Genomic DNA, 19,588 nt, shown 5'->3' with positions numbered 1-19,588 from the left:
AGACCTTAATTCGAGTCGAGAATTAACAGACTTCCGTAGGGTCTGAACCTATTGACGCCATCCTGTTTGTCCGGTGAGGATCGCCAGGGCCCTTCTGGGCCCTTCCCGCCGCCCTCTGCAGAACGGACTGTCGATGGCCAGAAGATCCCCCGGGTGGTCCCGGGCCCGCAGAACCACGTTCGCCGCGCTCGCGAGCCTCACCCTCCTGGGCGGCGTCGCGCACGCGGCGCCCGCCCCCGCCGTCGCGGACACCCCGGCCGCGACCCAGCCCGAGATCGGGCAGCCCGCGCTCGACAAGAACGGCTGCGCGCGCATCGAAGACTCCCTGCCGACGCTTTCGGACTGGCCGAAGGTCGACAGCAAAATGCAGAAGAACCCGAAGGACGAGGCCCGCATCGCGAAGATCCTCTCCGGCCTGACGCTGGAGGAGAAGGTCGGGCAGATGACCCAGGCCGAGATCAACGCGATCACACCCGCGGAGGTCAAGCAGTACGCCATCGGCTCCGTGCTCAACGGCGGCGGCTCGTGGCCCGGCGGCAACAAGCACGCCACGCAGCAGGACTGGCTGAACCTCGCCGACGCCTACTGGAGCGCGTCGAAGACCAGCCGCACGAAGATCCCCGTGATCTGGGGCATCGACGCCGTGCACGGCAACAACAACGTCTACGGCGCCACCGTCTTCCCGCAGAACATCGCGCTCGGTGCCGCCCACGACCCGTGCCTGGTGCGCGACGTCGAGAACGCCACCGCGCGCCAGATCCGCGCCACCGGCCAGGACTGGGCGTTCGCGCCGACGCTGGCCGTCGTGCAGGACGACCGCTGGGGCCGCACGTACGAAGGCTTCTCCGAAGACCCGCGCATCACCCGCGCGTACGGTTACGAAGCCATCAACGGCCTGCAGGACGGCGCTACCAAGCGCATCGACTACAACGGCGTGATCGCCACCGCCAAGCACTACATCGGTGACGGCGGCACGATCAAGGGCCAGGACCAGGGCGTGAACGCCTCGTCCGAGGCCGACATGATCAACATCCACGGCCAGGGCTACTACGGCGCGCTCGCCGCGGGCACCCAGACTGTGATGGCGTCGTTCAACAGCTGGACCAATGCCGACCTCGGCATCAACGAGGGCAAGATCCACGGCAGCGACAAGGCGCTGAACCAGATCCTCAAGGGCAAGATGGGCTTCGACGGCCTCGTCGTGTCCGACTGGAACGGCATCGGTCAGGTCACCGGCTGCACGAACTCGAGCTGCCCGCAGGCGATCAACGCCGGCATCGACCTGGTGATGGTCCCCAACGACTGGAAGGCCTTCATCACCAACACCGTCGCGCAGGTCCGTGCCGGCCAGATCTCGATGGCGCGCATCGACGACGCCGTCACCCGTATCCTGCGCGTGAAGCTGCGCGCCGGGATTCTCGACGAGCAGAAGCCTTCGGACCGCTCGTACGCGAACTCCGACGAGGCGCTCACCGACAAGTGGCTGGCCCGCGACGCCGTGCGCGAGTCGCAGACCTTGCTGAAGAACAACGGCAACGTGCTGCCGCTCAAGCCGAAGTCGAAGGTCCTGGTCGTCGGCAAGAGCGCCGACAGCATCCAGAACCAGACCGGCGGCTGGACGCTGTCGTGGCAGGGCACGGGCAACACCAACGCCGACTTCCCCAACGCCACCTCGATCCTGGGCGGGCTCAGGGAAGATCTCGGCGACGCCAACGTGACCTTCGACGAGAAGGGTGACGTCGACCCGGCCGGCTACGACGCGGTGATCGCGGTGATCGGCGAGACGCCCTACGCCGAGGGTGTGGGTGACCTGCAGCGCAAGTCGCTGGAGGCCGCGAAGCTCTACCCCGAGGACCTCGCCGTGCTGGACAAGGTCAGCGGCAAGGGCGTGCCGGTCGTGACCGTGTACGTCGGCGGCCGGCCGCTGTACCTGAACAAGGAGATCAACCGCTCCGACGCGTTCGTCGCGGCGTGGCTGCCCGGCACCGAGGGTGGCGGCGTCGCGGACATGATGGTCAAGGGCAAGGACGGCACGGGCTACCAGGGCAAGCTGTCGTACTCCTGGCCGCGCAGCGCGTGCCAGACGCCGCTCAACCCGTGGAGCCCGGACTACGACCCGCTGTTCAAGCTCGGCTACGGCCTCAAGACCGGGCAGCGCACCACCATCGGTCAGCTCGACGAAACCGAGGGCCCGACGACCTGCGGGTCGACCGGGGGCGGTGGGACCGCGACCGAGGACCTGCCGATCTTCGACCGCACCGACGTCGCGCCGTACAAGAGCTACCTCGGCTCGGCCTCGAACTGGGGCGGCACGGAGATCGGGCCGGACGGGACCGCCGAGCACCCGGAGATCTCGGTGACCCCGGCCGACGTCAACGTCCAGGCCGACGGCCTCAAGACGACGTGGACCGGCACCGGCGCGGCGCAGCTGTACCTGCAGAGCCCGCAGACCAGCGATCTGCGCGGGTACCTCAACGCCGACGGGGCGCTCGAGTTCGACGTGATCGTGAACTCGCCGCCGGTGAACCGCACGGTGGTGAGCATGCACTGCGTCTATCCGTGCTTCTCGGAGGTCAACGCCACCAAGCTGTTCACGGATCTGCCCGCGGGCCAGAAGTCGACGGTGAAGATCCCGCTGTCGTGCTTCGCCAACGGGCTGGACTTCGAGAACATCAACACGCCGTTCCTGGTGTACACCGACGGCCCGTTCTCGGCTTCGTTCGCGAATGTGCGGTGGTCGCCCGGCGGAGCGAAAGATCCGGACGCCCTCGAGTGTTCGGATCTGACCTGACGCGCTGAACCACGGCCGCCTGCGGGAGTTTCCCCCGCGGGCGGCCGTTTTTTCACGCGACCAGCTCGAGGACGCGGCGTTCGGCGGCGGCGAACGACTCCTCCGCGAGGTGCTCCAGCCCGGCGAGCGCCGGGATGTCGGCGACGCGGGTGAGTTCGGCGACCACGAACGTCAGGTGCTCTTGCGCGACGCCGAGATTGGTCAGGTACGTGCGCAGGTAGGGCTCCTGGAAGTCGCAGCCCTCGCGCGGCGTGCCGGGCCCGTAGGCGCCGCCGCGAGCGCAGACCACCACGAACCTGGTGTCGCGCAGGGCATCCGCGAACGCCCCGGGGAAGGTCAGCCGGTCGATCCACGCCTTCAACGCGGCTGGCACGGAGAAGTTGTACATCGGCACGCCCAGCAGGACCGCGCCGGCCTCGCGCACCTCCGTGACGAACGGGAGGGTCAGCTCCCATTCGCGGCGTTCGGCGTCGTCGGCGGCCAGCGCCGTGATCTCGGGCAGCGGCACGCTTCCCCGCCGTTCGACGCGGCGGCCGAGGCGGGCGTAGGCCTCGCTGATCGGCGGCACGGGGTCGGCGGCGAGGTCGCGGTGGCGCACCTCGCCGGGCCAGTGCTTCGCGAACAGCGACGTCAGCCGCCGCGTCACGGACTCCTCGCCGTCGGCGCTCGAGTCGATGCGCAGCAGGGGCGCTAGCATGTCGGTCATCCGGTTCCTCTCCTCCGGTCGGCTCCGCTCACCCACCCGACGCACGAGGAAGAGGAAAGGTGACCTGATGCCCGAGACCCTCGCCGCCCGGTTCGAAGCGGAACGGCCCCGGCTGCGCTCGCTCGCGCGGCGGATGCTCGGCTCCGCGGCCGAAGCCGAGGACGCCGTGCAGGAGTCCTGGCTGCGACTGGCGGCCGCGCCCGAGCTGGACAACCTCGCGGCCTGGCTCACGACGGTCGTCTCGCGGATCTGCCTCGACCTGCTGCGCGCCCGCCGCGAAACGCCCACCGAGCACGTGCCCGACCGCGGCGTCGCGGGTCCGGAGGGCGACGTCGAACTGGCCGACGAGGTGGGCCGGGCGCTGCTGGTGGTCTTGGCGACGCTGGCGCCGGCCGAGCGGGTGGCGTTCGTGCTGCACGACTTGTTCGCGGTGCCGTTCGACGCGATCGGGCCGATCCTCGACCGCACGCCGGCGACGGCGAAGAAGCTGGCCAGCCGCGCGCGCCTGCGCGTACGCGGCACCCCGGCGCTGCCCGCGCCCGAACTGGCGCGCGATCGGCAGGTTGTGGAGGCGTTCCTCCTCGCGGCCCGCGGCGGTGACCTGGCCGCGCTGCTGTCGCTGCTCGCCCCCGACGTCGTCCGCCACGCCGACGCCGCCGCCCTGCCTCCGGGCGCCGCCGCTGTCCTGCGTGGCGCCGACGCGGTGGCCCGCGGCACGCGCGCCTTCGCCGGCCGTGCCGCACTGGCCGAACTCGCCCTGGTGGACGGCACGGCCGGGCTCGTGCTCGCGCCGGCGGGCCGGCTGGTGGGCGCGCTGAAGGTGACCGTGGTGGCCGGACGCGTCACGGCGTACGAGGTGATCGCCGACCCGGACCGGCTCGCGAAGCTGGAGATCGCCGTTCTGCCGTGATCGCCGCAGGGTTCTTCGGTGCACCGTGGCACCGGATCGACCGACGCTGTATAGGCCGTTATACGGTTCGGCGTCCCTGCGGGAAAGGCCACGAATTCGTGACGCACACGCGGTGATCCACCGGGACGGCGCCCCGGTCCCCGCCGGGCACATCACGGCCGCGGACTCACCGTTGCCACCGCAGCCGACGTGGGAGTGGCCCAGTGCGTGGCCGACTTCGTGGTTGATCGCGTCCTCGCGATAGGCCGCCAGGTTCGCCCCGTACGCCTTCGCGCCGCGTACCCAGCGCGACAGGTTGATCAGCACGCGGCGCATGCTGCAGCGGTGGCACGACGCTTCGTACACGATGGAGAAGCCGCAGGCGTCGGCGCGGTGGGTGGTGTCGGGTGTCGTCAGGCTGACGCGGAAGTCGGGGTCCGCAACGCTGCTGTCCACGCGCTGCAGGGCGACTTTCCCGTCGGCGGTCCAGCTCTTCGCGCCGGACACGATGCCTTGCACGGCGGCGGCGAAGCTGTCGTCGCCGGCGTAGGAGGCGGGGTCGATGCCGTTCTCGACCTCGACGGTGTAGCGGTAGCGCCGGCCGGTGCCGATCTTCGGGCCCGAGCCCGGCACGGCGTGCCACTTGCCTTGCCCGGTCTGCGTGAACGGGCCGCCGGCGGGGAGTTCGGCGGTCGGGGCGGTGACGTCGACGGGTGTCGCCGGGTTCTCCGTGACGCCCGGTTCAGCCGGTGCTTCCTGCGCGACCACCGGTGCCTCGTGCGGCGGCGGCTGAGCGGCGGTGGACGAGGGCGGTGCCGTCGCGGTGTTCACCACCACGAGCACGGTGAGCACGAGCAGCACCGGCACCGCGTACACCTGCCACCCGTAGGTGCGCAGAACTCCCTTTTTGGTCACGGATTTCGGCTCCGGCAACGGTTTCCACGACGCGCGCAGCGGTTCCCCGCCGCGGTCTTCGCCCTGCGGCACGCACTTCCCCAGCTCTTCGGTGGCTCTTTCCTCCCGGTCGGACGAGTGAGGCTCCGCAAAGGTTGAGACCGATTCTGCCCATCCGGTCAATGGGACGGCAGAGCCCGCGCACAGGACTGTCGGCGAGTTCCGCATCCCGGTTGTCCTGATCATGCTGATCGCGTGTCTGCGCAGCACTCCGGTTCGTTCGCGGTCACGCTGGACGCCGCCATCGAAGAATCCGGGCTGTCCCTCGACCGGTTCCGGCACCACCTCGCCGCGCGCTGCGTGACGCTGTCGCGCTCGGCGCTGCCCTACTGACGCCGGGGCCGGTCCCGCCCGGAACGCGAGATGTCGCTTCTCGCCGTGACGCAGCTCGAAGCCGTGCTGGAGCTCTCCCCCGGCTCGCTGACATCGCTGCTCGGCGCGAAGGCACCGCGCGGGCGGTGGCTCGGGCACGCGCCGGCCCGGGTGGAGCGGCGCCGGACGGGCAGCTCGCGTTCCGGTCCGTGCACGACCACGTGGCGATCGACGACGAGGGCATGGACGGCGTCGACCGCATGAGGACCTACCACCAGGCCGACGGGCCGCTTCCCGCCGAGCCGCGCTACCAGGGCGTGCGCTTCGCCCGCGTCGGGCGGGTGAGCGTGGACCGGGAGACCGGCATGACGGCCGGGGAGCTGCTGCTGGACCGTGTGCTCGCCGCGGGAGAGGTCACGGCCGTGGAGTACGAGATCGTGCTCCCGCCGGGCTCGCCGGCCCGCGAATACGGCCGGCGCTTCACGCGGCCCGTGCCCTAGTACGTCTGCGAGGTCCAGCTCGGCCTGCGGCTGCCGCGGCAGGTACGGTCGTTCGAACGGCGCCGCCCCGACGGACCCCACCGCACCGGCGCGCCCCTGCGCGCGGGAACGACGCACGCCGTCACGTTCGCGACGCGGGACGTGCGGCCCGGGATCCACGGCGCGTGCTGGACCTGGTGACGCTGCTGCGGGGTCGCCAGTTCTGTGAACACGGACCGCCGACCTGCGGATCCACCGTGGTGAGCACCGGGTGTCCATTTGAGTCTGGCACGCAGGGTTCAGAGGCTGGTTACCGTCCGCAACGGCCTCCCCACCCCGCCCGTTCTCCCCGGAAAGGCACCGCGATGCGCCGTCTCCCCCGGATCCTGACCACCCTGGCCGCCGCGGCCGCGCTGAGCGCAGTCGCTGGGCACGCTCGCGCCGGCGGCGCAGGTCGACCTCATCGGCGACAACTACCCCGCGAAGTGGCGCAACATCCCGCACGACCCGGTCGGCGACGACTGGAAGATGTACAACCGCGAGTGCGTCTCGTGCGCCGCCTCACCATCTCCCGCCGCGGCGCCAGCGCCAACAACTACGGCGACGCCGAGTACTGGGACGACAACGCCCGCAAACACGGCTACCGCGTCGACTCCACGCCACCCCGGGCGCCATCGCCCAGACCGACGCGGGCCGCTACGGCCACGTCGCCGTCGTCGACTCCGTCCACGGCTCCACCGCGACCGTCGAGGACTACAACTGGACGGGCGACGGCCACTACCTCGTCCACGACATCGCCACCCGCGACTTCCGCTACATCCACTTCACCGGCTGAGTCGCCCGGCCGGACGGCGCCTACCCGCCGTCCGGCCGGGTCCACTTCGGACCCGCCGGTCGGAGTGCGAATGTCTCAGCCGTGCAGGGTGGGCCGGTAGACGAGCTCCTGGGTGTGCCCGTCGAGCGTCCGGCTCTCGAGGAGCTCGAGGTCGAAGTCGGCCGCGCCCCGGAAGACCGGGTCCGCGCCGGTTTTCCCGGTGATCACCGGGAAAACCGTCACTTGGACGCGGTCGACGAGGCCGGCGGCCAGCAGCGCGTGGTTGAGCGACAGGCTGCCGTGGGAACGCAGCGGCACGTCGGACTCCTCCTTGAGCCGCTTGACGATCTCGACCGCATCGCCGCTCACGACGGTCGCGTCGGGCCAGTCGAGCGGCTCTCGCACCGTGCTCGACACGACCGTCGCCGGCAGGTTCCGCATCCGCGTGACCCACGGATCGAGGGCCTCGGCCAGCTCGCCGCCGGGCGCGAGCATCTCCGCGAACGACCGGTACGTGGTGGCCCCGAAGACCATCCGCTGCGGGTGGTCGTACGAGGCGAGGCGGTGCTCGAGCAGCTCCGGGCCCTGCTTGCCCCAGTAGCCGCCCCAGTCGCCGGTGTGGGAGCCGAAGCCGTCGAGGCTGGTGAACACGTCGAAGGTGTAGGTGGCGGTCATGATGGTCTCCTCGTGCCGTTGATCGGATGGGCGGAGACGGACCGCGAACGACCGCCTCCCACCCTGGCTACGAAGGCACCCGGCGCCATTCGACACCCGCCCGAAAAAACAATCGGCGAGCCCGAGCGTGACATGCCCGTTCGCGGCGCTGGCCTCACGAAGGCGGCGGATCGGCGAGGATCACCGCCCGCGAGGCCGGCTGCAGCGCCGGCCGTTCGTCCGGCCGCGGAGAGATCCACACCCGGCAGCGACCCGATCCGCGCCACGCGCACGGCCACCGTGTTGCGGTGCACGCCCAGCACTGCCGCCGTCTCGGCGAGCGACGACTCCGCGTCGAGGTACGCGGCGAGCGGCCGCAGCAAGGGACCGGGGACGTCGCGCAACGGCGCGACGAGCGCGCGGGCCGCGGGCTCGACCGTGTCGGTGCGGGTCCACTCGAGGAGCAGCTGTGCCATGCCCAGCTGATCGACGTGGAGCGAGTGGCCGGTTTCCGCGCGAGTGGCGGCGAGGCGGAGGCGACGAGCGCGCCGACGCGTGCCGGGTCAGCTCGGAGATGATCGATAGCCGACGAGGACGAGGAACGCCGGCACGGTGACGTAGGCCGTCCAGGCCATGGAGTGGAACCAACGACGATCGCGGTGACGAGCAGGCCGAACGCCAGCGCCCACGCCCATTCGAGCAGCCCGCCGATCAGCGAGACGAGTCCCTCGGCCGACACGGCCGACTGGATGCCGAGACCAGCCGATGAGGCTGATCCCGATCGCCGGCCCGACGAGCGCGACCCGCCGCGGCCGAAGCCCATCCAGCGCGCGATCATGGACGTGGACAGCCCTTCGCGGACGCCGATGACGCCCACGAGGATCGTGATGAGCTCGAGGATCACCGAGCCGAGGGTGAAGGCCGGCACCGCCGGCCAGAACCCCACGCCGAAGCCGACGGTGGCTCCGAGCAGGGACTACGACAGGGCGGACACCTGGCCGAACCGCTGGACCGCGACGGACCACCGCGAGTACCGGGCGCTCGCCGGCACTCTCGTCAGGGCGTGGTCGTCGACACCGACCGCTGAGCCACGCCGACCTCCTGATCCGGATCAGGGGACGGTCCCCCGCACCGTAGGTGGGCCAGGTGGCGCCGGTCGCGGTGCGATGCGCCCAGGAGCGTGCGCGAGGCTGTGCACATCGCCGGGTTCGGCTTCCGGAGGTGCCTCAGGCATGATCCGCCCGAGCCGGCCCGGGCGGCTGGTGGCCGCGCCGTCTTGCTGAACCGTTTCCGGTGATCCGAAGGCGACGGTGTGGCGGTCCCGCCCGGTGCCGCTCGACCGGCCGGGACAACTCTGGGGAGATGATGATGCCGGGGAAGCCGACCGTCGCCGTCGTGGGTCCGGGGGCGATCGGCACGACGTGGCGGCGGCGCTGCACGAGGTCGGCCGTACCCCGAGGATGTGCGGCCGCCCCGCGCGTGCACGCCTGGAGCTGCACTCGGCAGAAGGTCGCGTCGTCGTGTCGGGGCCGGTGCGGGTCGACCCGGCACAGGCCGGCGGCGCGGTCGACCTCGTCCTGCTCGCCGTCAAGTCGACGCAGCTCGAGGCGGCGGCACCGTGGCTGACGGCGCTGTGCGGTGCGGACACCGTCGTCGGTGTCCTGCAGAACGGCGTCGAGCAGGAATCGATGGTCGCGCCGCACGTGCCCGGCGTGCGGGTCATCCCCTCGGTCGTGTGGTTCCCCGCCCAAGCACAGCCCGACGGTTCGGCGTGGCTGCGTGGCGAAGCGCGCCTCACGCTGCCGGACGCGCCGGCATCCCGCGTGGTGCTCGAGGCGCTGCGCGGCACTCGGTGCTCGGTCGACCTGGCCGCGGACTTCACGTCCGTCGCGTGGCGCAAGCTGCTGCAGAACGCGGTCGCCGGGCTGATGGTCCTCACGGGCCGCCGCGACGGCATGTTGCCCGGGCCGATGTCGCCGAGCTGTCCTTGGCCTACCTCCGGGAGTGCCTGGCGGTCGCCCGGGCCGAGGGCGCGGTCCTGAGCGACCAGGTGCCGCAAGAGATCGCCGACGGTTTCCGGGCGTACCCCGCCGACGTGGGTACCTCCATCCTCGCGGACCGCGAAGCCGGCCGGCCGCTCGAGTGGGACACCCGCAACGGTGTCGTGCTGCGCCGCGGCCGGGCGCACGGCGTCCCGACGCCGATCAGCCAGCTGGTGGTGCCAATCCTCGCGGCCGCCGGCGACGGCCCGGCTGACCCCTGGCGTCTCGCGCCGTTCCTCCTCCACCATGATCGACGGCGCGTGGTGTTGCCTGACCGCCTGACGCTGCGGGCCGACCACGGCCAGGTCGGCCACCCCCGGGCGGCAGGTACGGGCCTGGTCGCGCCGATCACGCCCGCGGGTTCGCGCACCGTGGACGAATGCGCACTCGCCGTGCCGAGCCAGGCGGCGGCCGGGATCTTGTCGGCCGGCAGGTGAAGTGGCGGAACTCGCGACGGCGTTGCGGGCGTCGGACGGGTTTGCTGATGTCGAATGCCGCGCGAGCTCCTGGGCGTCGCGTGCCGCGAGGGTGAACCCGGTCCGCGGTCGACGTCCGTCCCTGCTCACGTGGGGTGCCGCACCGAGCGCGGCGCCCGGCGTGCCGGAGTCGTCTATCGCCGCACGCACGGTGACCGCGGGCGGCCTGCACAATGGGCGGGGTGGGAGTTTTCCTGGGGTTGCTGTCCGCGCTGAGCTACGGCGCTTCCGACTTCGTCGCCGGCGTGGGCGGGCGCCGCAGCGACCCGAACGCGATCGCGGTGCTCGCGCAGCCGTGGAGCCTGCTGGCGGCACTCGTCGCGGTGCTGGTGACGGGGCCCCGGTTTCCGGTGCCGGCCGAGCTGGTGTGGGGTGCGGTGAGCGGGGTCGGCACGGCCGTCGGGACGTTCGCGCTGTACCGGGGCCTCGCGACGGCGCGGATGAGCGTGGTCGCGCCCGTGTCGGCGGTGCTGGCGGCGGCGTTGCCCGCCCTCGTCGGCTTCGCCACGGGCGACCGGCTGTCGTGGCTGTCGTGGGCCGGGATCGTGCTCGTGCTGCCGGCCATCGCGCTCGTGTCGCAGCACGTCGGCGACGAGCCGCAGCGGCGGCGGTCCGGCGCCGTGGAGGGGATCATCGCCGGGGCTGGGTTCGCGCTGCTCTTCATCGGCCTCGACCGGGCGGGCACGGGCGCGGGCAGCTGGCCGCTCGTGACCGGTCAGGCGGTCGGGACGGTGCTGCTGGTCGCCGCGGCGTTCTGGTTCCGGCCGCAGCGGGGCTCCCTGCCGCGCGCCTTCTGGCCCGCGACGGCAGGCGGCGTCCTCGGCGGCGCGGCCAACCTGCTGTTCGTCGCGGCGACCGGGGCCGGGCAGCTGGCCGTCGTGGCGGTGGTCACGTCGCTGTACCCGGCGATCACGATCATCCTGGCGCGGGTGCTGCTGCACGAACGCTGGAACCGCACGCAGGCCACCGGCCTCCTCATCGCGGCGGCGGGCGTCACTGCGATCACGCTGGGCTAGCGGTCAGGGCGGTTGCCGCGCTGTGTGACGTCGGATCGATCGGCCCGCGGCCGGCGGCGCCGTCCGGAGGCCATGAGCTCCCTGCCGTGACCGGAATCCGTTCGCTCGGCTTGCGTCCGAGCGCCCTCGACTACAGCCGCCACCCCGGTCTCGACGAGGCGACCCTGCCGGCCCGCATCGCCGCCGCCGAAGCGGCGCTGCGCGACGCGGGTTTCGGCATCGTCTCCTTTCTGGTTCCTGCCGATCCGGACGAGGCGGCGCAGCGGGTCCGCGCCGTGGTGGCCGCGAACCCGCCGCGCGTCGCCATCATCGGCGGGGCCGTGCCGATGGCGGCGGAGCACACGCTGCGGTTCGAGCGCGTGGTGAACCTCCTCACGCGGCTGGTCCCCGGGATTGCGTTCTGCTTCACCACGTCCCCGGAAACCACCACCGACGCGCTACGCCGGGCGGCCGGCTGACCGAGCCGGCCGCGCGGCGAGCCACGACTCCAGGGCCACCACGACGTCCTCGAACTGGTCATCGAACGTCGTTCGCGGCAGCGAACCCTCGCCGAAGGACCGCCACAGTCCCGCGAGCCGGTCGATGAGGTTGCCGAACTCGATCAGGACGCCGGCCAGTTCCAGGCCCGGCAACGACGGCTTCCCCACCTCGAGGGTCCACGTCGTCGTCAGCGCGTCGACGGTAATGGCGCGCCCAGCCTACGTCTCCCCGCGTCGCGACACCCGCTCGTCGGCCGCGAGCAGATATCCAGTACTTCCGAGTTCGTCACCTGCATCGGCCACTCTCCGGTCGCACGTTCCGCCAAGCCCTTGTCGCGGTCACCTTTCCTGGCGTCGCAAGCGGACTTCAGCTCACGTGGGGCCGGTGCCCGCGTTCCTGGTGCGGCACCTCCTGTCCGCTCGTCGGCGCCGTCGGCTTGGGGAGCTGGGCCACCTCGTACTGCGCGAGGGTGTAGACGCCCGATGTGTCCGGCAGGACGGGCGGGGCCTTGCGGGAGTCGGTGAAGCGGAAGACCGACGTCAGGTCCCCGACTGTCTCGCGGCGCCACGCGGAGATGTTGGGCTCCGCGACGCCCGTGATCTTTTCCAGCAGCCGCAGCTGGGAGGTGTGGTCGAACGTCTCCGAGCTGACCCAGCCGCCCGCCGTCCAGGGCGAGACGACGATGCAGGGCACGCGGTAGCCGAGGCCGGTGGGCAGGCCGCCGCCCTTGATGCCGCTCGGTGAGGTGGCCGTGACGAACTCGCCGGGCGTGCCGGCGGGCGGCGTGGGCGGCAGGACGTGGTCGAAGAGGCCGTCGTTCTCGTCGTAGGACAGGATGAACACCGTCTTGGCCCAGACCTCCGGGTTGGCGGCGATGGCGTCGATCTTGCTCGCGACGAACGTGGCGCCCGCGGCGGGCAGGTTGGCCGGGTGCTCGTCGTAGGCGCTGGGCGGCAGCAGCCAGCTGACGGTGGGCAGCTGGTCGTTCATCGCGTCGTACTCGAACTGGCCCAGCGGCGTGGTCTTCATGGCTTGCTCGTACAGCGGGTCGCCGGGCTTAGCGTCGTGGTACTGCTTGATCGCGGAGAACGGCGGCAGACCCGTCGCGCCGCCCGGCGAGTGGTAGACCTTCCAGCTGACGCCCGCTTCCGTGAGCCGCTCGGGGTAGGTCTTGAACGTGAAGTGACCGTCGGGCACCTTCCCGGTCTCGAGCGACGGCCCGCCGAACTGCGCGTCGGCGTCGATGGTGCCCGAGAGCCACATGTAGCGGTTCGGCCAGGTGGGGCCCAGCACCGAGCAGTGGTAGGCGTCGCAGATGGTGAACGCGTCGGCCAGCGCGTACTGGAACGGGATGTCCTCGCGGGTGAAGTAGCCCATCGTGTAGGGGCTCTTGGTGGCGCCGTCGGCCGCGAGGTGGGCGGGCAGCCAGTTGTCCATCTTGCCGCCGTTCCACGCCTGGTGCTGCACGCCCCACGCGTGGCTCGTCGACGGGATCGCCTGCGCCGCGCTGATCTTCGTGTTGAGCCGGTACGGCAGCAGGTAACCGTCCGGATTGGACGGATCGGGCTGGTGGAACACCGACTGGCCGTTCGGCAGCCGCAGCGCGCGCGGGTCGTCGAACCCGCGAACCCCCGACAGGGTCCCGAAGTAGTGGTCGAAGCTGCGGTTCTCCTGCATCAGCATCACGACGTGCTTGATGTCACCCAGCTTCGCCCCGCTCGGCGGCGGCGACGCCAGCGCGGTGCGCACGTTGGGCGGCAACACCGTCGCGGCGGCGGCCAGCCCACCGGCCGCCGCGGCGGCACCGAGGACTCTGCGGCGGGTCAGGCCGTGTCCGGCCTCCGGGGAGGTGCTCATCGAAAATCCTTCCGGCTTCGGGGAACCGTGGTGGGAACCCAGCCAGAGTTGTCGCGGCGGTTGAGCGCGGGGGGTTCCGGTGTGTGGCCCGGGATTGAACTTCGGTTGAACCCCTCAGACGCTGTCCGGACAGCGTCGCTGAGGGGTTTGCCGTGTTTGCCGGTTACCTGCCAGCCACAGCGGTACCTGCGCGACCGGGAGTTCGCCGGCCCGATCCTGTGTGACGCCGACCGGTACTCCGGCAAACGGCGGATCAGCGCCTGCCGTGGCACGTACCCCGCGTGGTCCCGGCGCCAACGCGAACCGGGCCTGCTTCCGCTCACCGACTCGGGTTACCTGGCACCTCGCGACATCAACGGCCTCCGCTCGATCCTGCGCTCCGCCGCCAGGCAACCCGAACCCACGTCGCCGTGCTTCCCCTGGCTGCCCGGTGGTTTGCGACGGCGGCGATCGGCACCGCCCTCGGCACCGAGATCAACCGTCACGCCGTCCCCTTGGCGCTGGTCCTGGAGCACGGCAACGACCCCTGCGGCACTCAGTTCGTCGTCCGCGGTGTTCTCCGGCTGCTGGAAGCGAGCGTTGTCCCCGTGCTCCTGCTGCGGTGCGACCTCTCCGCGATCGGCGCGCCCCGCCACGGCGCACACGCCGCCGCTATGGGCACCACCGGCTCGCTGCGCCACCTCCACCCCATCAGGGCGGGCCCGGCCGCACCTCTCGTCCGGAGATTCGGCATTCGTGCCGGCGCTGCTCGGCTACCACAGGTACGAAACGTGCCGGCGCATCTTCACGAACACCCCGGCGATCGACCAGCTGTGGTCGTGCGCCTGCGCGGTCTGCGCAGGTCGCACCCCCCTCGAGCTCGAGCACGCGGACGATCCGAAGGCCGCCGCGTTCCTGCACTCGGCGCACTGCCTGCTCGGCATGAATGCCGAGATCGCGCGCCACGCAGCAACCCGCGAGCAACGTATCAGCGCGTGGCACGAAGCGTGCAGCCACGCGCTGGTCGTCCACGACCAAGTCACGGAGGGGTTCGACCGGCCGGCCGAACCCCGGAATCTGCACGCGTGGACCGTCGTCACCAGGGACCCGTTGCCGCGGCGGGGAACGATTCCGCCGCAGCCGGTCAGTGAGCCTGTTCCAGCCACCCGATGACCAGCTCGGCGAGCTCGTCGCTGTTGTCCTCGCTCATCAGGAGGTGCCCGTTGCCCGTGTGGGCCGCGTCGTCGAGATAGCGGTGCGTGACGGCGGCGCCGAGGTCCGCGAGCCACCGAGCCGTGGCGGCATCGGCTTCCCGTGGGTGGTCGGTGTCGTGATCGCCGGTCAGCACGAGGGCCGGGGTGCCGGGTACGGGGCCCGCGGTGCGGAGCTGGCGGCCGTCGACGTTCTGGCGTTCGGAGAGAAGCCCGGCGGGGATGGGGACGAGCTGGCGGCGGAACGCGTCGAAGGCACCTGACGGAAACCGCGTGCTGGCACCGATCATCTTCGTGCGAGCGAACGCCTCGGTGGGCCACCAGAGACCACGGCGAGGGAGGCGCCAGCGCAGGTACTCCCCCTGGATTTCGAGTTCGTCGGGAGTCGACCGGAGCACGGTGGGTTCCGGCTGGATGTCGCCTGGTGGGCCGGGGGCGAGGGCGACGAGGGCGGATAAGTGCGCGGAATGCGTGGCCAGCAAACGGAACCCGAACGGGCCGGACATGGAGTGCACGATGAGCACAACCGGCGACTCCTGCTCCTGAAGCAGCCGGCCGAGCGCAGCGCACACCAGCTCACCCGTCACGTCGTCCGGCGTGACGGTGGCGCTGCGGCCGGTGCCGGGCCAGTCCGGCACCAGCACGCGGTAACCGCGGGCGGCGAACGCCGGCGCCCAGCCCGGGCGACCGTCCGGAGTGGACAGGTAGCAGGCCCCGGTGAGGCTGCCGCCGTGGACGAGGACGGCGGTGCCCGCCGGCGGGCCGTCCGGGAGCAGCTCATCGTAGTACAGCGAGCCCGAAAAGCTCATGCGATCGCCTTGAGCAGCGCGTCGGCGAGCTCTCCGGGGTTGGTCAGCATGGCTTCGTGGCTGCCCGCACACGAGACGATCCGCGGGTTCGCGAGCCGAGCCGCCGCTGCCTGGTAGACGGTCTGCGGCACCGCTTGGTCCTCCAGCAGGTACACGTAACTGCTCGCCACCCCCGAGGTGAAGAACCGCGACAGCCGCACCGGTTCGGTGAACCACCCGAACGGCGTGGGCACCAGCCGCGCGGTGACGGCGTCCGCGGTGGCGGCGTCGGCGTCCTGCATGAACGACGCCGACCACAACGCGGGCGGCAGGTCGATGGTGTTGTCGGCGGACTGCTCGGCCAGCGCGCGCACTCCGGAGACGAGTTCGGCCGGCAGCACGTCGTTGATGCACTCGCCGTCCAGCAGCACCCACGCGTCGACGAACACTGTGCGCTCGACGCGGCCGGTCAGGCGCTCGGTGACGAGCTGGATCACCGGGCCACCGCCGCTGTGGCCGACGAGGACGAAGCGGTCGAAGTCCGCCAGCTGCCGGACGAGGTCGTCGACCATCGTGGTGAGGGTGACGCCGGCGCGGTCCACCGGACCGTCCTCCAGTCCGCGCAGCGTGGGCGCGAACACCTCGTGACCGGCCGCGCGCAGGTGGTCGGCGACGGCGTCCCACGCCCAGCCGCCCTGCCAGCCGCCGTGCACCAGAACGAGCTTCATGACTGATCCTCCATTGTGGACTACAAGGGCTCCCGCAGACCGGCCGGCAGAGCCCGCGCGTGGCCGACGGAGACGGGATCGGCGGAAGTGCCGAGGTAGTGCCGGCTCACGTCCTCGTCGGCGAGCAGCGCCGCGGCCGTGTCAGTGCGGGTGATGGTGCCGTTCTCCATCACGACGCCGTGGTCGGCGATCGCGAGGGCCGCGGCGGCGTTCTGCTCCGCGAGCAGGATCGTCACGCCGTCGCGGGCGAGTTGCCGGAGCACACCGAGGATTTCCGTGACGAGCAGCGGCGCGATCCCCAGCGACGGCTCGTCCAGCAGCAGCACCTCCGGCTCCCGCACCAGAGCCCGCGCGATGGCGAGCATCTGCTGCTGTCCCCCGGACAGCAGGCCCGACTGGCGGTCCGCGAACTCCCGCAGCACCGGGAACAGCGCGTACACGCGCTCCAGCCGCCCCGATTCACCGCGGCTGCCCAGCCCGACCCGGAGGTTCTCCGCGACGGTCAGATCCCCGAACAGCTGCCGCCCGGCGGGAACGAGGCACACTCGTCGGCGGGCCACGTGGTGCGCGGCGAGGCCGGTGACCGGTGAGCCGCCGAGCGTGATCTCGCCCTTCGCCGGGCGGTGCAGGCCCGCGATGCACTTCAGCAGCGTCGTCTTGCCCGCGCCGTTTGCGCCGATCATCGCGACCATCGTGCCGTCCGGCACCTCGCACGAGACGTCGTGCAGCACACGGGTGGAGCCGTAGCGGGCGTCGAGCCCGCGGACGGTCAGGTTCATGGCTTCGCTCCCAGGTAGGCCTCGATCACGGCGGGGTCCGCCTGCACCCCCTGCGGCACGTCGTCAGCGATCACGCGACCCGCGTCGAGAACGGTGACGTGGTCGCTGACGGTCATCACGAGCTCGATGTTGTGCTCGATCACCACGAGCGAAATCCCGCCGGCGCACACCGCCCGCAGCGCCGCGGCGAGCTCGCCGGTCTCCGTATCGTCGAGACCCGCGGCCGGTTCGTCCAGCAGCAGCAACGTCGGGCCGCCCGCGAGGCCGCGCGCGACCTCGACGAGCCGTTGCGCGCCCGCCGGCAGCTCCCCCGCCGGCCGGTCCGCGAACGCCCCGAGTTCCAGGAACTCCAGCAGCTCGTCCGCGCGGCGGCCGAGCGCGCGTTCCTCGCGGCGCGTCCGCGGCAGCCGCAGCCCGTCGGACAGGAACCGCGCGCGGGTGAAGCGGTAGCCGCCGAGCATCACGTTCTCGCGCACCGTCAGCGTGCCCACCAGGCGCGCGGACTGGAACGTGCGCGCGAGACCGAGCGCGGGCAGCCGGTGCGGCCGGATACCGGTGATGTCGCGGCCGGCGAACTCGACGCGACCCGCGTCGGGTGCGGTGAAGCCGGTCATCAGGTCCAGCAGCGTCGTCTTGCCGGCGCCGTTCGGGCCGATGATGGCCCGCACCGTACCCTCCGCGACGGTGAAGCTGACGTTGTCGACAGCCGTGACCCCGCCGAAGCGGCGGGTCAGGCCGTGGACGGCCAGCAGCGGGGTCTCGGTCGTCATCGCTGCGCCGCCTTCTTGACGGTGCCCCAGATCCCCCGGGGCAGGTAGGTGATCACGAGGATGAGCACGACGCCGGCCACGAACGGCGACCACGACGCGAAACTCTGCCCGACCTCCGGCAGCCCTTGGATCACGAGCGCACCCAGCAGCGGCCCGACGATCGTGCGGGCGCCGCCCAGCGCGAGCATGATCACGATGCTCAGCGCCACCGTCACGCCGACGACTTCCGGCGAAATGAACCGCAGGTAGTACGCGTAGAGGCTGCCACCGAGTGAGGCGTAGACGGCGGAGACCACGAACGCGCCGGTCTTGTAGCGCGAGGAGTTGATGCCGAGCATCGTCGCGGCCGCGGGGTCGGCGGCGATCGCCGACAGCGCGCGCCCGGTCTGCGACCGCTGCAGATTGCCGACGAACCACGCGCCGAGCCCGCACACCACGAGCAGCAGGTAGTAGTTGGCCTGGTCGCTGAAGACGTCGAACGTGCCCAGCCGCAGGCTCGGCACCCCCACCAGCCCCGACGGGCCGCCGGTGAACCCGGTGAGCCCGGAGGCCAGCGACTCCGTGATCACGGCGAGCCCGAGCGTCGCGAGCGCGAGGTAGTAGCCGCGCAGCCGCAGGAACACTGTGCCGAGCCCGGCTGCGACGCCGGCGGAGACGACCGCCATCACGACCATCGCGACGAGGGTCGGCCAGTGCCAGCGCAGGGTGAGCAGGCCCGCGCCGTAACCGCCCAGCGCCATGAACAGTGTCTGGCCCAGCGAAACCTGCCCGGCGTAGCCCATGAGCAGGTTGAGCCCGAGCACGATCAGGAAGAAGATCCCGGCGATCACGAGCAGGCCCAGCCAGCCGGGCACCAGCATCGGCAGCACGAGCGCGACGACCACGCCGAGCGCCACCAGGGCCAGGCGTGCGGGCGAACGGCCGGGCCGTGGGCGCGACGCGATCGCGGTGGTGGGAGTGGTTCGTTCCTGCGTGGTCATCGGCGCACCTCGCTCGTCTTCCCCAGCAGCCCGGTCGGTCGCACGAGCAGGAGCACGATGAGCACCGCCATCGCGATCACCTGCGCGAGGTCACCGCTGGTGTAGCGGCTGAACAGTCCTTGCAGCAGCCCCAGAACCAGCCCGCCGACGACCGCGCCGGCCGTGCTGCCGAGCCCGCCTGCGACCGCCGCGATGAACCCGGCGACCGCGTACGGCGTGACGGTGGAGAACTGCAGGAACGTCGCCGGGATGACCGTGGTGCCCGCGAGCGCGGCCATGGCTCCGGCGATGCTGAACGCGAGCAGCCGCACGCGCCCGACGTTGATGCCCTGCAACGAGGCGGCTTCGGGGTTGCTCGCCGTGGCGCGCATCGTCAGGCCCAGGTTCGTGCGCTGCACCAGGAACCACAGCGCCACGACCGTGAGGACGAGCGCGCCGATGATCCACAGGTACTGCGAAACGATGCGGACCCCGCCGATGGTGATGGCCGTGTCCCCGCTGAACGGCTGCATCGTGTAGGGCAGATTGCCCCACGCGAGCAGCAGCAACCCGCCGATCGCCTGCAGCACGCCGACGGTGACCAGCAGCATCCGGTCCGGCGTGGCCCGTGCGGCGGCGGGTGCCATCACGAGGCGTTCGACGCCGGCCATCAGGAGCGCGAACAACGGCACCACGATCACGACCGTGACCAGCGGCGGCACACCCAGCCACTGCTGGATCGACACGGCCAGGAGGGCGGCGAGGACGACGAAGCCGCCCTGGGCGAGGTTGATGATGCGGCTGATCGAATAGACGAGCGAGACGCCCAGCGCGATCAGCGCGTACACGGCCCCGTCGGCGAGACCGCCGATGAGGACCTGGATCAGTCCGGTCATGGTCGAGC

Annotated in this window: 21 protein-coding genes and 1 pseudogene; 10 read left to right on the top strand and 12 right to left on the bottom strand. The window is 71.5% G+C overall.

Features of this window, described 5'->3' with window-relative positions:
- Positions 1-133 precede the first annotated feature (133 nt).
- Positions 134-2,791: an exo 1,3/1,4-beta-D-glucan glucohydrolase gene (locus I6J71_RS18085; protein WP_204095772.1), complete on the top strand. Its 2,658-nt coding sequence runs from the start codon at positions 134-136 to the stop codon at positions 2,789-2,791.
- Positions 2,792-2,843: 52 nt separating this feature from the next.
- Here the strand turns inward: I6J71_RS18085 and I6J71_RS18080 are convergent, their stop codons facing one another.
- Positions 2,844-3,497, bottom strand: a complete 654-nt coding sequence (locus tag I6J71_RS18080; RefSeq protein ID WP_239154980.1) for an FMN-dependent NADH-azoreductase — start codon at positions 3,495-3,497, stop codon at positions 2,844-2,846.
- 67 nt (positions 3,498-3,564) lie between these two features.
- Here I6J71_RS18080 and I6J71_RS18075 point away from each other — a divergent pair, with 67 nt between their 5' ends.
- Entirely contained in the window at positions 3,565-4,407 is an 843-nt protein-coding gene (locus I6J71_RS18075) for a sigma-70 family RNA polymerase sigma factor (RefSeq protein ID WP_204095771.1), read from the top strand.
- A 207-nt stretch (positions 4,408-4,614) separates the two neighbouring features.
- On the opposite strand, the pseudogene I6J71_RS48345 reads toward I6J71_RS18075, so the two are convergent.
- Positions 4,615-5,019: pseudogene (locus tag I6J71_RS48345) on the bottom strand (DUF3152 domain-containing protein); the annotation flags it as partial.
- A 516-nt stretch (positions 5,020-5,535) separates the two neighbouring features.
- Here I6J71_RS48345 and I6J71_RS18065 point away from each other — a divergent pair.
- The 3 genes from I6J71_RS18065 to I6J71_RS50825 all read left to right on the top strand — a co-directional run bounded on the left by I6J71_RS18065 (position 5,536) and on the right by I6J71_RS50825 (position 6,966).
- On the top strand, positions 5,536-5,673 hold the full coding sequence (locus tag I6J71_RS18065) for a hypothetical protein (RefSeq protein WP_204095770.1): 138 nt from the start codon (positions 5,536-5,538) through the stop codon (positions 5,671-5,673).
- Between the two features lie 125 nt (positions 5,674-5,798).
- Entirely contained in the window at positions 5,799-6,152 is a 354-nt protein-coding gene (locus tag I6J71_RS18060; RefSeq protein WP_204095769.1) for a hypothetical protein, read from the top strand.
- Between the two features lie 592 nt (positions 6,153-6,744).
- Positions 6,745-6,966 (top strand): CHAP domain-containing protein, encoded by a 222-nt coding sequence (locus I6J71_RS50825; protein WP_370542219.1) that lies wholly within the window; start codon positions 6,745-6,747, stop codon positions 6,964-6,966.
- Positions 6,967-7,041: 75 nt separating this feature from the next.
- Here the strand turns inward: I6J71_RS50825 and I6J71_RS18055 are convergent, their stop codons facing one another.
- Both I6J71_RS18055 and I6J71_RS18050 read right to left on the bottom strand, forming a co-directional pair.
- Positions 7,042-7,620: a dihydrofolate reductase family protein gene (locus I6J71_RS18055; protein ID WP_204095768.1), complete on the bottom strand. Its 579-nt coding sequence runs from the start codon at positions 7,618-7,620 to the stop codon at positions 7,042-7,044.
- Entirely contained in the window at positions 7,617-8,075 is a 459-nt protein-coding gene (locus I6J71_RS18050) for a helix-turn-helix domain-containing protein (protein WP_239154978.1), read from the bottom strand. Before I6J71_RS18050 ends, I6J71_RS18055 begins: the two co-directional genes overlap by 4 nt.
- A 984-nt stretch (positions 8,076-9,059) precedes the next feature.
- Here I6J71_RS18050 and I6J71_RS18045 point away from each other — a divergent pair.
- From I6J71_RS18045 to I6J71_RS18030, 4 genes are all read left to right on the top strand, one after another.
- Positions 9,060-9,641, top strand: coding sequence for a 2-dehydropantoate 2-reductase N-terminal domain-containing protein (locus tag I6J71_RS18045; RefSeq protein WP_239155386.1), 582 nt, complete (start codon positions 9,060-9,062; stop codon positions 9,639-9,641).
- Positions 9,587-10,078, top strand: a complete 492-nt coding sequence (locus I6J71_RS18040) for a ketopantoate reductase C-terminal domain-containing protein (RefSeq protein ID WP_204095766.1) — start codon at positions 9,587-9,589, stop codon at positions 10,076-10,078. Before I6J71_RS18045 ends, I6J71_RS18040 begins: the two co-directional genes overlap by 55 nt.
- Before the next feature lie 221 nt (positions 10,079-10,299).
- Positions 10,300-11,133: a DMT family transporter gene (locus I6J71_RS18035; RefSeq protein ID WP_204095765.1), complete on the top strand. Its 834-nt coding sequence runs from the start codon at positions 10,300-10,302 to the stop codon at positions 11,131-11,133.
- A gap of 86 nt (positions 11,134-11,219) precedes the next feature.
- Entirely contained in the window at positions 11,220-11,591 is a 372-nt protein-coding gene (locus tag I6J71_RS18030; RefSeq protein ID WP_204095764.1) for a hypothetical protein, read from the top strand.
- Here I6J71_RS18030 and I6J71_RS18025 read toward each other — a convergent pair.
- Both I6J71_RS18025 and I6J71_RS18020 read right to left on the bottom strand, forming a co-directional pair.
- Positions 11,571-11,780: a hypothetical protein gene (locus tag I6J71_RS18025; RefSeq protein WP_204095763.1), complete on the bottom strand. Its 210-nt coding sequence runs from the start codon at positions 11,778-11,780 to the stop codon at positions 11,571-11,573. The genes I6J71_RS18030 and I6J71_RS18025 overlap by 21 nt on opposite strands.
- Positions 11,781-11,979: 199 nt before the next feature.
- The gene (locus I6J71_RS18020) at positions 11,980-13,470 is read right to left on the bottom strand and encodes an alkaline phosphatase family protein (RefSeq protein ID WP_204095762.1); all 1,491 of its coding nucleotides are present in this window, start codon (positions 13,468-13,470) and stop codon (positions 11,980-11,982) included.
- A gap of 735 nt (positions 13,471-14,205) precedes the next feature.
- Here I6J71_RS18020 and I6J71_RS18015 point away from each other — a divergent pair.
- Positions 14,206-14,622 (top strand): hypothetical protein, encoded by a 417-nt coding sequence (locus tag I6J71_RS18015; protein ID WP_204095761.1) that lies wholly within the window; start codon positions 14,206-14,208, stop codon positions 14,620-14,622.
- Here I6J71_RS18015 and I6J71_RS18010 read toward each other — a convergent pair.
- Genes I6J71_RS18010 through I6J71_RS17985 form a run of 6 tightly spaced genes read right to left on the bottom strand, consistent with a single transcriptional unit; the run spans position 14,594 to position 19,580 of the window.
- On the bottom strand, positions 14,594-15,469 hold the full coding sequence (locus I6J71_RS18010) for an alpha/beta fold hydrolase (RefSeq protein WP_204095760.1): 876 nt from the start codon (positions 15,467-15,469) through the stop codon (positions 14,594-14,596). The two genes, I6J71_RS18015 and I6J71_RS18010, sit on opposite strands and share 29 nt — an antisense overlap.
- Complete coding sequence (locus I6J71_RS18005) at positions 15,466-16,176, bottom strand: alpha/beta fold hydrolase (RefSeq protein ID WP_204095759.1); 711 nt, start codon at positions 16,174-16,176, stop codon at positions 15,466-15,468. The genes I6J71_RS18010 and I6J71_RS18005 overlap by 4 nt, the downstream gene beginning before the upstream one ends.
- A gap of 20 nt (positions 16,177-16,196) precedes the next feature.
- Positions 16,197-16,955 (bottom strand): ABC transporter ATP-binding protein, encoded by a 759-nt coding sequence (locus I6J71_RS18000; protein ID WP_204095758.1) that lies wholly within the window; start codon positions 16,953-16,955, stop codon positions 16,197-16,199.
- Positions 16,952-17,725, bottom strand: coding sequence for an ABC transporter ATP-binding protein (locus tag I6J71_RS17995; RefSeq protein WP_204095757.1), 774 nt, complete (start codon positions 17,723-17,725; stop codon positions 16,952-16,954). The genes I6J71_RS18000 and I6J71_RS17995 overlap by 4 nt, the downstream gene beginning before the upstream one ends.
- Positions 17,722-18,705, bottom strand: coding sequence for a branched-chain amino acid ABC transporter permease (locus I6J71_RS17990; protein WP_204095756.1), 984 nt, complete (start codon positions 18,703-18,705; stop codon positions 17,722-17,724). Before I6J71_RS17990 ends, I6J71_RS17995 begins: the two co-directional genes overlap by 4 nt.
- On the bottom strand, positions 18,702-19,580 hold the full coding sequence (locus I6J71_RS17985) for a branched-chain amino acid ABC transporter permease (RefSeq protein WP_204095755.1): 879 nt from the start codon (positions 19,578-19,580) through the stop codon (positions 18,702-18,704). The genes I6J71_RS17990 and I6J71_RS17985 overlap by 4 nt, the downstream gene beginning before the upstream one ends.
- Positions 19,581-19,588: the final 8 nt, after the last annotated feature.

This window comes from Amycolatopsis sp. FDAARGOS 1241 (genome assembly GCF_016889705.1).
Classification (GTDB): Bacteria; Actinomycetota; Actinomycetes; order Mycobacteriales; family Pseudonocardiaceae; genus Amycolatopsis.
The sequence above is the reverse complement of the archived record's forward strand: the minus strand, read 5'-3'. Positions and strand labels throughout refer to the sequence as shown.